This window comes from Rubripirellula lacrimiformis, assembly GCF_007741535.1.
In the GTDB taxonomy this organism is placed as follows: Bacteria; Planctomycetota; Planctomycetia; order Pirellulales; family Pirellulaceae; genus Rubripirellula; species Rubripirellula lacrimiformis.
The window spans coordinates 2,183,189-2,196,571 of sequence record NZ_CP036525.1 but is presented as its reverse complement, the minus strand read 5'-3'; the positions used below and the strand labels follow the sequence as shown (position 1 = coordinate 2,196,571).

Genomic DNA, 13,383 nt, shown 5'->3' with positions numbered 1-13,383 from the left:
GGTGCGAAATCTGGCATTTGCGAGTTGGCAGCGATCACTGGACCACCCCCGTCATGTCTTCGTCGGTCGTGTCGATCGGGCGTGCCAACGGCAGCCGAATCACGTGCGTGAAGACTCGCGTCGCATCAGGATCCAAGCCCGATCCATCCGACAACATGACCGTCGGATCCGCCATCGTCAGCTGGACTTTGACCGCCATCGGCAGTTCGCCGTACTCGTCGCTGCTCCATTGCAATTGCCAAGTGGTTCCGTCCCAGTATTGAAATTCAATCGACAGAACTTCGGGAGCCAGCAATTCCCCGGTTTGGTTCAACAGTCCTAGCGCGCCTGTGGCGGCCGCTTCGGAAGTCACCGCGCGGTCCAGCGAACGTCTCACCAGCCCTCCGCTGCCCAAGTCCGATTGATCGCTGCCGGTGGTTTCGTCACCGGTCATGGTGGCCAGTGGATCCTGGACGCCGCCGACGGTTCCGGCCGGCTGAACAAAGTAGGCCACCGTTTTCAAATCGCTGGGGACATCATCGATGTCGCTGGTCATTTCGTCCATCATCGCGACGTATTCCTCTAGCCGCGGCAGGCGGCTGAGGTCCACTTGAATTTGGTATTGGTTACCGATCAAACCCGGGGTCGCCAACACCGCTGCACTGGTTTGCAAATCCATGGTTCCCGTATCGGAAACCGCGGTTTCATCCGCGATCGTATCGTCGGTCGAATCGAGTCCCGCAGCGGAAAGATCTTCTTCCCCCCCTGCGGCCGCCGAATCGCCACCACCGCTAGCGGCCAACAGCGACTCTAAGCCTTCCATGGAAACCGGTTCCAGGTGCAACGTGGCGCGCAAGTCATCTTCGATCATCTGCATGACGGCCGCGGCCAATTGAGTTTGCCGCACATCCATATCGCGGACGTTCATATCACGCGCATAAAACTGAATCGCTCCGCCGACCAGGATCATCAGCACGACGGACATCGCCAGCGTCAAGATGACCTCCAACAACGTGAACCCAGCAGTGACCTGCAAGACACGGCGATCCGAATGGTGACGGCGGATCATGACGCGGCCTCTTCGGCAGCCAGTTCTTTCATTGCTTCTTCCTCGGCCTCGGCGGCTTCCAATCCCAGCGCGGGGTCGACCAACCAACGCGTCAACGAGTATTGAGCCAACCCAGGCCCACCGTTGGGGTTTTCGGCGACGACGGTCACGCGCAGCGCCAACAACCCATCCAAGGCGGCTGGCTGGACTTCGAGGCTGTAGTTGAATGTCGTCAAAGATCCGGAATCAAACGGTTCCATCGGGACGGTCATCACCGTCTGCGGTGTGATGCCGGACGCAGCGTCCAGCAAGGTTTCCGATAGTTTGGACTGACACATCAACCGCGCGATCGAAAGATCACGAGCTTCGCGTGCTGCCGAAGTCCCGGTTTCCGCGATCTGGCTAAGCACAGCCATCGCGCCGCCCAGGATCGCAAGGGCCAACAGGATTTCCAAAAGCGAAAAGCCGCGTCGTGAACGAATCATGGTGCCAACACCTCGCTAACCGTCGCGTCGCCAGTAATCCCACGCACCTTCACCACGATGCGGCCAATGCCATCGGCCGACAACACCACCGACGCAGTGCTGGTGGACCCATCCGGATAAAACAGAATCGGCCGGCTCCAGCCTTCGCCCTGGTCCGCCAACGTCAGTTGTTCGATTTGAAAAGCACGTGCGGCGGATACGACGCCGACGGATGTGAATGTGACGCCTTCGGGCAAGTCGACCGTTTCTTCGGATTCACTGGAATCCTGAATCACGGCGACGTTCCCCTGGTCGGCACCGTTTAGCAGTGCTGACTGAGATCCGGTTTGATCCATCGCTTCGACAGCGTCGCTAGAGGAAAAATAGGGTTTCAGTCGAAACGTTCCTCCGTCGATCATGGCTTCGATCATCATCACACGCCCCTGGCGCATCGCGTCGACTCGTTGGCGGGTCATTTCAATCCGCAACTGCTCGGCGGCGCGAACCAATTGGCGATCGCCCATCATCAACCCGACCTGCGGGATCACCACCGACGCAATCGCGGCCAAAACGGCCAACGTCAATAACAGTTCCAGCAGCGTGAAGGCGGATCGTGAAAACCCGCAGCGCTGGCATCGGTCAGACGCGCGGGTACAGGAGGGACCAACGAAGAGTTGCACGGTGGAATCAGGAGCCTTCGACAATGATGTCGTCGTCCGTGTTGGCTTGTCCATCGATGCCGCCGCTGCGGATTTCATAGGTATTGCCATTGACGGTGTAGACCAGGCTGTTTTCCCAGGCGTCCGTGGGAACTTCGGTGATGATCGGAGCGACCCATTTGGCTTTCTTGGCAGCGTCGCTTGGTCCGTCACGCAGCGCTTCGAGGGTCTCGGGCAGCGTATTCATCCGAATCTGATACATCTGGATGTTGTTTTTCAGCCCATTGAGCTGAGTCTTGGTCGCATTGACCTTCGCTTCGGTCGACGCACCGCCGATGTTGACGGTCACGATGCCGCCGATCACGACCAAAATCGCGAGGACCAGCAACAATTCCAGCAGCGTAAAGCCGGAACGACGATCACGGGACAACGAGCCGCTGCGGGGGCAAATGGTGGATCGGTGAAGGCGGGGTTTTCGGCTTCGCATGGCAGGTTCAGGGGCTTCCGAGCGGTGATACGATTGGGTGGAGGTACAGCGGCCTTGGCCCCCCCGCTAAGCTTTTCATGAGCGGCGGCGACCAATGCCTCCCTATCATAACCACCAGAACCAGGAAAGGTTTCGGTTTGCCCGCGTTCACAAACCGGGGATGGGGGCAGCCAGCGGTGCCACCACCGGAAAAGATGCCGCCCCAGTAAAACGGACGGATTCTGGCGACCGGACCGCACTCATTGGGGGTTCTGACCCGCGATCCAACCCGACAACGTGGCATGATCGCACCGGCAAGATGCCCATAATCAGCAAAAGTCACCGAAACGAGGAACAGAACCGGCAATTCTGTTTGCGTGGAAGTAGAATAAACGTATGGATTAAATAGGGTGTACTGACGACTCGGAAGGGTCGACTGTAGGCCCGCATGGCTTTTCCCCAGCTTCTTTCGCTTCCAAAACGCACGAAACGACTATGGTGGCTCGCGACGATTCCGTCATCCGCGGCAGTTTGATTGCCTGCATGATCTTCTTGGTGCTTTCGATTGCGCTGAACTTCTTCCTATGGCGAAGCGGCAATTTGATGTCGATCGATGCCGACGACGCGGCTGCTAGGATGCAGACGATGAGCGGTCAGGTGCGAACCATGGAAGGCCAGCTGAGCCGATTCAAAGGCATGCTCGGCCAAGTCCAGTTCACCCAAGCGGAACTGGACCAAATGAAAGAGAACTCTTCGGATGACCCTGAAATGCAGGCGATCGAAGAACAGTTCACCAAGGACATGTCGCTGTTCGGCGCCGAAGTCGAACCCCAGGACCGAAACTATCCACGGCTGCCGGAATACCTGCTCAACGCGATCCGAGACCGCAATACGCAGTACGCGACCGCTCGCCAAGAAGCCACCAAGATCCGAACGGACGCCGAAGCCGAGATCTCGATTGCCAACAATTCCAAGATGCTGGCCGAACAGAAGGCTGACGATGCGAACAAGAAGGCCGACAACATGGCCACTCAGTTCGACGAAGATCGGGCCCGAATGAACAAAGAGAAGGAAGACACGCGTGACAAACTGAACGTCAACGTGCAAGAATTCAACCAGTTCCGCCAACAGGCCAGCGCGAAAGCGGAAGACCTAGAACGGAACAATCGACGCCTGCTAGGCACCATCGATACTCAGAAATTGCAACTCAACGAACTACGAAACGACCAGTTCGAAACCACTCAAGGCGAGATCCGGTTTGTTGTTCGCGGTGGCAATGTCTGCACGATCAACCTGGGATCGGCCGATGCATTGCGACCCAATGTCACCTTTGGCGTGATCGATGCGGATGATGTCCGTCTGCAAGATGCCCAGGTCAAAGCGACGATCCAGGTCACCCAGATCCAAGGCCCGCACATGGCTCTGGCTCGCGTGATCGCTCGCCCCGAAATCAAAAACCCAATCATCCCTGGCGACAAAATCTACTCGCCGTTCTGGGCTCCCGGACGCCGTGTGAAGATCGCATTGGCGGGTGAAATCGACATCGATGGCGATGGACGACCTGACAACGAAGCGTTGAAAGGCCAGATCATGGCAGCCGGTGCCGAAGTCGCAGCCGAAGTGTCTGCGACGGGCGAGATCACCGGAACCTTGGACGCCAGCGTCCGATTCATGGTGGTCGGCGAAGACCCACAATTGACGGATTCGGCTGACCCGGATGCCGACAACACCGAAGCGATTATCGCAATCGGCAAAGCCAAGAACCAAGCGATCGAGTTGGGTTTGACCGTCATCCCCGCCTGGAAACTGCAAAGCTACCTGAAGGCGATCGACGATACGTTGACCACCCCGATGGGATCGGCAGTCCGTGCGGAAGACTTCCCACCGGAACCTCGTACCGGCCGGCCTAGCCTTCCTTCGGACATCTCCGAAATCTATACCAACCAGAAGAAGGGCATGCAGCAGGGCAATACGATCCTGCCGTAACCCAGCGGCAATGGCACCCGTCGTGGGATTCAACAGAATCCCACTCTCGGTGCACCGGGATCCACCACGATCCCCGCACCGCCGCGACGGAACTCCCCAATCCCAAGTCCCCGCCCCCGGCGAATCGTCGGGTTCAGCGGACTTGTTCGCCTTGCAGCTGCGTGCCGAACCAGACGACCTTGGCGTCTTTTTGGCTGGCGACCAACGCATCAAACAAAGCGTTGGCGGCATCGCGGCGAAGAGCGGATTGGTCGGTCAGTTCGTCGAACGTTCCGGTCCCCGCCTCGGCTTGATGGACCAGCACCACGTGCATCCCCAGCTTGCTTTGGATCGGGCCGATCATCTGACTAGCGGTCGCGCTGCGAATCGCCGCCATGACTTCGGCCGGCAGATCGCCATCTTTTGCGACCCAGCCCAAATGTCCGCCATCCTCGGCTGACCCGGCCTGACTGTGCTGGGACGCTTCGGATGCGAACACGGTCGGCAGCGAGTCGGCGTCCGGCCCCGCGGCGGCGCGAATGTCCTCGATCCACTGTGTCATCCGATCCGCGGTAGCGGCAACCGATGCTGGATCGGACGCATCGACGGGCACAAAAACTTGCGACACATCGAACCGTCCGCCCCCGTACTTGGCTTGGTTGCGATCAAAAAACTTTCGCAGATTGGCGGTCGTCATCCGGCTTTTCAGATACTGGGTCCAGGCCGATGTCCATGCCAAATCGGCCACCATCGCGTCCGCGGTGGATTGGCGTTTGGCGGCCAATTCTTCCATGCTGGTCCCCATCCGTGACGCCTCGCTCTGATAGGCCTGAACACGTCGACGGATCCCGGCGGCAAGCGTTTCGCCGCCCTGACCTTGCAGTGCTTTCATCGCCAAATGGCGGCGGACCAACAACAGGGCGGTGGCACGTTGAACCTGCAGCCCGACACGTTCCAGATCACGAACGTCGATTCGCTGGGTCAGGACCAAGTTGATCTCACCCACGTAAATCGGCTGGCCATCGATCGCCGCGAACGGGTCGCTCGGTTCCAGCTTCGCTGATCGTCGTTGCCCGGTTTGCGAATTCGAGTTTGCCGTCGCCGCACCGGTGGCCGGTCCCTGTCCCTGTCCCTGTCCCGAATTGCGGCTTTCGTCCTGGCCCAGGATCGTCTGCCCGATCGCGATCCGAGGTACCGCCAACGTGGTCATCGCCAACGTGGCCGTCCCCCATGGAACAGCAGAAACCATCGATGCCAATGCCGTACGACGCAGCCATCGCGGCAGATTTTGGTTGGGGTTCATGGCAGCGGAATGTCCTGGATCACGAACGACACTTCGCTTGGTACCACGGCGGTCGGCGACTGGTAGATCAGCGTCGCTTCGGCTGCGGCTGACGAGTCGCCCAAATCGAACAGGTATCCGATTCCGACGCCGGAAGCCGTTTGGCGATAAACCTCGTACCCCAGATGATCGGCGCGGGAACCATCTTTTCGTTGGGCGTAGACATCGTTTTCGTAGATCCAATGCCGGTGGCTTTCCAACGAACGATCCGCGTCCGTCAATTCGACCGCAACCCTGATTTCATGCAGCGGTCCATTGGGACGCACCGATTCCACTTCGACCGTCATCGCGTCGATTGTCTTGGGAGTTCCCGGGCTGATCAGCGGCAATTCGAACTGTTGTTTTTTGCCCGGCAACAGAGCTCGGATCTGTCCCGACAACGATTCGATCTTGCTGGGTTGTCCGGCCGGCAATTCCATCGGAAAAAAGAACTCACTGAAAGCGATATCGCTGTTGGTTGCAACGTCGATCGTTTCCCCCGTTTCCTGTGGTTCCAGGTCCGCTCCGTCGTCCAATTTGGCGGACAACTGCTTGATCGGCAACGTCAATCCAATGGGTGTGACTCGCGGTTGCCACGCGATTTCGACGCTAATGTTCAGCCCCGAAAGCGTGGGATTGTTCAGACTTCGGCGCGAGGTCACGGCGGTGGGTTCGATCCGGTAAACCCCCGCGTAGGCGGCTGAATCGACACGGGACGGCCGATCGGGATTGCGCCCCACCAACTTCAGCGTGCTCTCGTCGCCGCCATAAAAGTTGATGTCCAAATTGGATTGATCCAGCACCAAATCGACGGCATGCCAGAACCCCAGCGGGGCGGCAACGGGCGAGATCGCCAACGATGAATCCGCTTCGTGATCAAATTCAACACCACTGTCGCGGCTGATCGCCTCGAGCGCTTCGCCCAGGTTGGAAACATCCGCCAGCGAAACGGTGAACGCATCGGATTCCGCTTCGTCTTCGGTCCGCATCTTCATCAGCGTCTTGCGGACACGCGAAAGTCGCTCGGCCGCTTCGATCGAAATCCCCGGCTTTGTTTCGGGCAGGTACGGCAGTGCATCGGGGCCTGCGGCAATCAACGCCCGCTCGGCCGACTTTCGTTTGGTCAGACGGTTTGCATCCAATTCTTCGACCCACTGCAGCACGTCGGATTTCAAATCGACCGGTGAAGCTGGGGCGGGCGACAAGGGTGCCGAACCTTCGCCATCCGGCCCCGGATCCTGGGCTGCGACGGGGTCGTCGGCCCTTGCCGTCCCAAGACTTGGTGGGATCAGCGGCGTGATGGTTCCACCGATGGCCAAACCAAAGATCAACAGGCTGCGAGAAAGCATCGTCGTTATATCCCTCAAGATGCGAAAAACCGGTCGGCCTGATCCGGGAAGCGTCCCCCCTTTGCAGTCGCACCTCGGATCAAGGTCGGATGCACCCCCAGATTCTAACCTAGCCTTCCCATAGCCGTCTCCTTCGAACTCCGCCTGCGGACAACTTTGCGATATGAACTGCCGATTCGCTGCCGCCATCCTGACCGTTTGCCTTTGTTGCGTCAGCCACGCTGACGTACACGGGCAAGTCCCCGCGATGGTCGAATTTTCGGCATTGGGGAAATCCCAGAGAGGGATCCCGCTGCTAAGACTGACACATGAAATGGTCATCCTGGGGCGTGACGGTTGGATGCATTCGCTGGATCCAGCCCTGCCGGAATCGCAAATCCGCGAAACCAACCAACCCTTTGACCCCATTTCGGCTGCCGAACTTCGCAACGAACTCAATGGCGAATTCCGTCGTGGATTCGAAGTCCAGGCGACCAAAAACTTCTTAGTCGTCCAACCCGAAGGACGTGGCGATCGCTGGCCCAAACTGTTCGAACAGTCGCACCGCGCATTTGTCAGCTACATGAGCCGCCGGGGAGTCGAAATCCGCGAAGGCAGCTTCCCAATGGTAGCCGTCGTCTTGCCGGATGAAGCCGCGATGTACCGCGAATTCAAGAAGCTGGACATCGAAATGAAGCGGGTTGCGGGCGTCTACGCCGGAGAAAGCAATCGAGTGATCACTCACGATGGTGGTCGACGATCGATCACCGAAGCCACCGTTCGCCACGAAGCCGCCCACCAATCAGCGTACAACTCGGGCGTCCACAGTCGCATGAGCGAAACGCCTCGCTGGATCAGCGAAGGGATCGGACAAATGTTTGAACCGGCCGGCATGACAAACGCTCGCACCGCCGCTCAATTGAGCGACCGGATCAATCAAGACAGTCTGCAATACATCAAGCAGAATTTTTCGGGGCGCGACGACGTCCGCTTCAGCCAAGCGGTCATGCAACTGGTCAGCGACGACACCCTGTTCCAGTCCCCCGACACCACCGCCAAAGCCTATGCCGTCGCTTGGGCAATGATGTTTTATCTGGCCGAACGCGAATCTGATCACTTTGCCAAATTATTGAACCAGACCTCGCGACGGCCTCCGTTCCGCAGCTACCCGCGAGCCGAACGGGTCAAAGATTTTGAACAGTTCGCGGACTGTGAAATTTTCGAGTTCAGCAAACGAGTCAGCTGGTACGTTCACTCGATGTAAGCCAGCCGGTGGTTCATTCGACAGACGCTCGACAACGAGGGTGTCTGGCGATTCGCTGCGGGCTCGGCCATCGCAGCCCCGATCAGGATGGTTGGCTCGTTGGAGTGCGCGTAGCTGGTAGCTGATTGAGATATCGATACGCGGGGTTCGGAAACGAGTTCGGAAACGAGTTCGGAAACGAGTTCGAGTTCGAGTTCGAGTTCGAGTTCGAGTTCAAGTTCAAGTTCAAGTTCGAGTTCGAGTTCGAGTTCGAGTTCGAGTTCGAGTTCGAGTTCGAGTTCGAGTTCGAGTTCGAGTTCAAGTTCGAGTTCAAGTTCAAGTTCAAGTTCAAGTTCAAGTTCAAGTTCAAGTTCGAGTTCGAGTTCGAGTTCGAATTCAAGTTCGAGTTCGAATTCAAGTTCGAGTTCGAATTCAAGTTCGAATTCAAGTTCGAATTCAAGTTCAAGTTCGAGTTCAAGTTCGAGTTCAAGTTCGAGTTCAAGTTCGAGTTCGAGTTCGAGTTCGAGGGCTGACACAACACTGGCTCCCCTCTCCCCCGCGTTGGACGCGAGTTCTACTCGGGGGCCAACGTGGGGGAGAGGGGCGGGGGTGAGGGGGGAGTTCGAGTTCAAGTTGAGCTTGTTGGGGCGAGGGACCGGGGGTTGAGGCGGAACACGCGGGCGGTACTTGCTTCGATCGCTCTAGGTTGGATGCTGCCGGTTTTTGATTTTTTGCGCGGGATTTATTTGGTAGAATGCTCATGATGATGCATTCCATTCTTACCATTCGTAAACCTGCTGCATTCGCTTGCCTCTTGGCCGTATTCGGGCTTGGAGTTGCAGCCGAACGCTACCGGCGATACTGGACGACGAACGTTGGTGACTGGTCGGTTCAGCGGACAGACCCGCTGATTACTTTAGCCATCGATGGGACACCTTTGTCGAACTGGCAAGCGCCGGTGCATCTGCGTGCCGGCCCCCATCAACTTCATGCAACATGGCGAGATTTCCGGGTCGAAACAACGGTCAATGTGAAACGCGGCGACGAAGCAGCGAGGAACCAGATCCGATACTCCCTGCGTGACGACCAGTTACAGGTTGAGTTCAATTTGCAATTGATTGATGTGGTTCCACGACCAGAGCCGGAAGTTTGCTCGATTCAAACCGCATCAGGAAACAGCTGGCATACTGCCGACAGCGGTGAAATCGCTCTGCGAGCTCTGGATCAAGCTGCCAGCGCCAAACCTGCCAGCGCCAAACTTGCCAGCGCCGAACCGTACACCATCCACTGGCTTCGGCCCGATCGCAGCGAAGCGTTCATTCAGTCCAGCGATGGTCGATTCGTGACCCACACATCCAGTCTGCGGGATTCACCGCAAGGCGTCTTGAAACTCTCCGGCGGCAACGATTGGCCATCCGTATTCAAAGTCGCTCGCGTGGAAGGCAACGAACCGTGGATTACACTCGCCGCAGGTCAGCACTTTGTCGATGCCGGCGCTGACCCGAAACGCGTACGCACAACTGTTTACGAACTGTTTGCGTCGCCGCACTTCTTCAGCAAGACCACCGACGACGTCAAAAACGCCAAGCCTCCGCTGCCACCCGCGGTCCCGGTGATTCCAGCCACCTTGAACTCCCTATCGGTTCGTCGCTTCAAGGGGCACACCGATGTGATCCGCGCCGTTGTGTTCACCCCAGATGGAAGACACATCATCAGCGCCAGTGAGGATGGAACGATTCGATTCTGGAACGTCAAAAACGGCAAACAGGTCGATGTGATCCAAACGCATCGACCAGCCCTGTCGCTTGCAATTTCTAGCGATGGCGAATCCCTGGCCTGTGGCATGGCCGACGCGGTGGTCAAAATCTGGAAACTGGACCAGGATCCATCGATGGCCCATCGCGATGAACGTATTCTGGCACGCGACTCCCGTGGTGACGTTCTTTCGATCGCCTTCTCGCCAGATGACACAAGAGTCGCTGCGGGCGGCAACGACCAGCAACACACGCGGATTTGGAACCTGCTTACGCCCGACGAAAGGTGTCAATCGTCCCTGATCCTGGGACCTGTCACGTCACTTGCATGGTCGGCTACGGGTGGGCGTTTATTGCTGTGCACGGGAACAAGATCGCTGCACTGGTGGCCCCCAAGCAAGGGCCTCCAATCCCGTGACTTTAGGTCGGGAAAGTTGCTGATTCGATCGGGCAATCGTCCGTTGGTGGTTGTCGCCGGAGAAATCCTCGATGCCGAAACACTTGAAGTCGTCCACTCGTTCACGCAAAGACAAGGCGTTCGGGCAGTTTCGGCGCAGACATTCGATCCATCAAAAATGCTTGTGACAGCGGACAAGATCGTCAATACAATCCACGAGATGCAACCCGATGAACTGGTCAGCGTTTGGGACCTAACATCGGGCCAGCCAGTGGCGGTTCTGCGGGACCGACCGGGGCAAGTTGGGAACATTGCAATCTCGCCCGGTGGAGAACTGGTTGCATACGGCAACGGGCAAAACGTGGCATCCACGCAACCCCAGCCCACGGGTGACTACGACCTTCGAGTATGGAAGATCATCCACAGCGAATGATGACACGGACGGGAAGACGCGGGCGTGATGCGACGGAGGGTGTCTTCTTTGGCGTGTGCTCGGTCGCATCGGCCGCTCGTTTCAATTCCTTCACACAAACACATTGTGAATGCCATGACAAAAGCCTATGACCGCCGCTATTTCGCATTTCTGGGATCGCTATTCTTCACCGCGTTCCTCGGTTTTCTTGGGACGACCGAATACCGCCATCTGGCCATACTTGCCGTACCGGCCTGCATTTGCGCCGTCGACATCCAACGATTGGTCAAGCAAAGTCCCGTGCAATCGCCATTCGCAATGACGGAATCTTTCGGTGCGGGTTGGTTCCGGCTAACTTGATTCATCGTCGAACTGATAGAACCGCACCACTCAAACCGTGCTCTCACTCGACTGAAATCATGCTCCTGCGCCGCACCTTCACCGCGATTACGTTCGCTGCTTCACTAGCAGTCTTGATCGCGTGTAGCGGGATTCCGCTGCTGTCGCCGAACCGCGAAGGGATGGCCCCCTGGGATAAGTTGCCCGACGGCAACGGGATTGCATGGATCCATCAATACACACATGACCCGGGAATCGATCCGCTGTACCTCGCCTGTTTCCAATACGAGAACGATGCGGCACTCCAGCGAGTGGTCGATACGTTTACTCTGGAGCCACTTCCTGACGAAACGGATGTGGCGACCTTTACCGACACCATGCCCGACCCGATCGATTGGTTCCCGCTGGATCATGTGACCGCCACCTATGTCTTTGGTGGATCAAGCGCGTACCCAGGCGGTGACCGTGAATACGTTGCGAACCTGTGGGTAGATTCGACGAAGCACATCGCGATCATCGAACGGACATGGTGGTAGCCGATGCGTGACCTCGGAGACACTGGAATCCAGATCCGAAGCACAGAACGCAATCAGGACAGAACCTCGTTCACGACACGTCCGTGAACGTCGGTCAAACGAAAATCGCGACCGGCGTATCGGTAGGTCAATCGCTGGTGGTCGATGCCCAACGCATGCAGGATCGTTGCATGCAGGTCGTGCATATGGACGCGGTCATGCAACGAGTAATATCCGTAGTCATCGGTTTGCCCGTACTCGAAACCGGGCTTCACGGCGCCACCGGCCAAGACGACGGTGAACCCCTGCGGATTGTGATCGCGTCCATTTTTGCCCTGCACGACGGGAGTCCGACCAAACTCGCCGCCCCAAACGATCAGCGTATCGTCCCATAGCCCGCGTTTCTTCAAGTCGTCCATCAACGCGGCAATCGGCTGATCGGTCGCCATCGCATTGCGATTGTGACCATCCACCAAATTGCTGTGCTGGTCCCAAACCTGGCCACTGCTGACGGTGATAAAACGCACACCAGCCTCGGCCAAGCGACGTGCCAACAGACAACTCTTCCCAAACCCAGCGGTGGCTTTTTGATCGATTCCGTAGGCGCGTCGTGTCGCATCGGTTTCCTGATCCATCGCAAACACCTCCGGTGCAGCGGTGCGCATCCGCGACGCCAGATTCACCGCCTGGATAGCCCCTTCGATTTCGCGATCTGGCCCACTTTGCCGCAGGTGACGTTGGTTCATTCGGCGCACCAGATCGAACTGCTTGGAAACATCGACGGATCCCTCGGGACCGTCCAGAAACGGAATCTTCCCACTGCCAAAGTTCCCGTTGCTGCCAATCGCGGTTGCCTGATGCATGGCAGGCAAGAACGCAGCACCGTAATTGCGGGGACCACCATGGGCAGTCGCCGGTCCAATCGCCATGTGGGCGGGCAAATCGGGATGCTGACTTCCCAGCGCGTAGCTGACCCAGGCCCCGATGCTGGGGCGGACCAAGTTATCGCTGCCCGTGTTGACCATACCAACAGCCTGACCATGCGATTGGCCGCGGGTGTGCATGCTTTTGATCACACACAACGAATCGGCCTGCTTTGCCATGTGGGGCAGCAAATCACTGACCCACAGTCCGGATTGACCACGCTGGGAAAATTTCCAGGGACCGTTTAGCAGTTTGGGGATCGCGTTCAGGTTCGGCGGCAATTCGAACGGCAAGGGCTTGCCATCGTCACGCGCCAATAGAGGCTTGTAGTCGAACGTGTCGACGTGGCTAGGCCCACCATGCATGAACAGAAAGATCACACGTTTGGCGCGAGGACGAACATGATAGGCGTCGACGACACCGGCCAAGTCGGATGACCGCTGGGCTGCGCCGGCAGTGGTCCATGGCGTAAATCCAGAGACGGCCAATCCACTGGTCGTAAGCGTGCCTGTCACGCCGAACTGACGACGGGTCAGATAAGTTTTCATGGATGGGAACTTCATTTCGTT

At 57.8% G+C, this 13,383-nt stretch carries 13 protein-coding genes; 5 read left to right on the top strand and 8 right to left on the bottom strand.

Going from position 1 to position 13,383, the window contains the following annotated elements; all coding sequences use genetic code 11:
* Nucleotides 1-34: 34 nt before the first annotated feature.
* The 4 genes from K227x_RS07775 to K227x_RS07760 are packed head-to-tail and all read right to left on the bottom strand — an operon-like array spanning nt 35 to nt 2,637.
* Nucleotides 35-1,048, bottom strand: a complete 1,014-nt coding sequence (locus K227x_RS07775; protein WP_145168991.1) for a prepilin-type cleavage/methylation domain-containing protein — start codon at nt 1,046-1,048, stop codon at nt 35-37.
* Nucleotides 1,045-1,512, bottom strand: coding sequence for a prepilin-type N-terminal cleavage/methylation domain-containing protein (locus K227x_RS07770; RefSeq protein WP_145168990.1), 468 nt, complete (start codon nt 1,510-1,512; stop codon nt 1,045-1,047). Before K227x_RS07770 ends, K227x_RS07775 begins: the two co-directional genes overlap by 4 nt.
* On the bottom strand, nt 1,509-2,249 hold the full coding sequence (locus K227x_RS07765) for a prepilin-type N-terminal cleavage/methylation domain-containing protein (RefSeq protein ID WP_218933843.1): 741 nt from the start codon (nt 2,247-2,249) through the stop codon (nt 1,509-1,511). The genes K227x_RS07770 and K227x_RS07765 overlap by 4 nt, the downstream gene beginning before the upstream one ends.
* Complete coding sequence (locus K227x_RS07760) at nt 2,179-2,637, bottom strand: type II secretion system protein GspG (RefSeq protein WP_145168988.1); 459 nt, start codon at nt 2,635-2,637, stop codon at nt 2,179-2,181. The genes K227x_RS07765 and K227x_RS07760 overlap by 71 nt, the downstream gene beginning before the upstream one ends.
* 474 nt (nt 2,638-3,111) lie before the next feature.
* Between K227x_RS07760 and K227x_RS07755 the strand changes: the two genes are divergently transcribed.
* Complete coding sequence (locus K227x_RS07755) at nt 3,112-4,602, top strand: hypothetical protein (RefSeq protein ID WP_145168987.1); 1,491 nt, start codon at nt 3,112-3,114, stop codon at nt 4,600-4,602.
* 133 nt (nt 4,603-4,735) lie between these two features.
* Here K227x_RS07755 and K227x_RS07750 read toward each other — a convergent pair whose 3' ends face one another.
* Both K227x_RS07750 and K227x_RS07745 read right to left on the bottom strand, forming a co-directional pair.
* Nucleotides 4,736-5,884, bottom strand: coding sequence for a peptidylprolyl isomerase (locus tag K227x_RS07750; RefSeq protein WP_145168986.1), 1,149 nt, complete (start codon nt 5,882-5,884; stop codon nt 4,736-4,738).
* On the bottom strand, nt 5,881-7,251 hold the full coding sequence (locus tag K227x_RS07745; RefSeq protein WP_246146658.1) for a hypothetical protein: 1,371 nt from the start codon (nt 7,249-7,251) through the stop codon (nt 5,881-5,883). The genes K227x_RS07750 and K227x_RS07745 overlap by 4 nt, the downstream gene beginning before the upstream one ends.
* Nucleotides 7,252-7,414: 163 nt before the next feature.
* Here K227x_RS07745 and K227x_RS07740 point away from each other — a divergent pair, with 163 nt between their 5' ends.
* On the top strand, nt 7,415-8,494 hold the full coding sequence (locus K227x_RS07740; RefSeq protein WP_145168985.1) for a DUF1570 domain-containing protein: 1,080 nt from the start codon (nt 7,415-7,417) through the stop codon (nt 8,492-8,494).
* Here K227x_RS07740 and K227x_RS30325 read toward each other — a convergent pair.
* On the bottom strand, nt 8,482-9,105 hold the full coding sequence (locus tag K227x_RS30325) for a hypothetical protein (protein WP_218933842.1): 624 nt from the start codon (nt 9,103-9,105) through the stop codon (nt 8,482-8,484). The two genes, K227x_RS07740 and K227x_RS30325, sit on opposite strands and share 13 nt — an antisense overlap.
* 128 nt (nt 9,106-9,233) lie before the next feature.
* Here K227x_RS30325 and K227x_RS07730 point away from each other — a divergent pair, with 128 nt between their 5' ends.
* The 3 genes from K227x_RS07730 to K227x_RS07720 all read left to right on the top strand — a co-directional run bounded on the left by K227x_RS07730 (nt 9,234) and on the right by K227x_RS07720 (nt 11,911).
* Nucleotides 9,234-11,057, top strand: a complete 1,824-nt coding sequence (locus K227x_RS07730) for a WD40 repeat domain-containing protein (protein ID WP_218933841.1) — start codon at nt 9,234-9,236, stop codon at nt 11,055-11,057.
* A gap of 114 nt (nt 11,058-11,171) precedes the next feature.
* On the top strand, nt 11,172-11,396 hold the full coding sequence (locus K227x_RS07725; protein ID WP_145168983.1) for a hypothetical protein: 225 nt from the start codon (nt 11,172-11,174) through the stop codon (nt 11,394-11,396).
* A gap of 59 nt (nt 11,397-11,455) precedes the next feature.
* Nucleotides 11,456-11,911: a hypothetical protein gene (locus K227x_RS07720; protein WP_145168982.1), complete on the top strand. Its 456-nt coding sequence runs from the start codon at nt 11,456-11,458 to the stop codon at nt 11,909-11,911.
* A 53-nt stretch (nt 11,912-11,964) separates the two neighbouring features.
* On the opposite strand, the gene K227x_RS07715 is transcribed toward K227x_RS07720, so the two are convergent.
* Complete coding sequence (locus K227x_RS07715; protein WP_145168981.1) at nt 11,965-13,377, bottom strand: DUF1501 domain-containing protein; 1,413 nt, start codon at nt 13,375-13,377, stop codon at nt 11,965-11,967.
* Nucleotides 13,378-13,383: the final 6 nt, after the last annotated feature.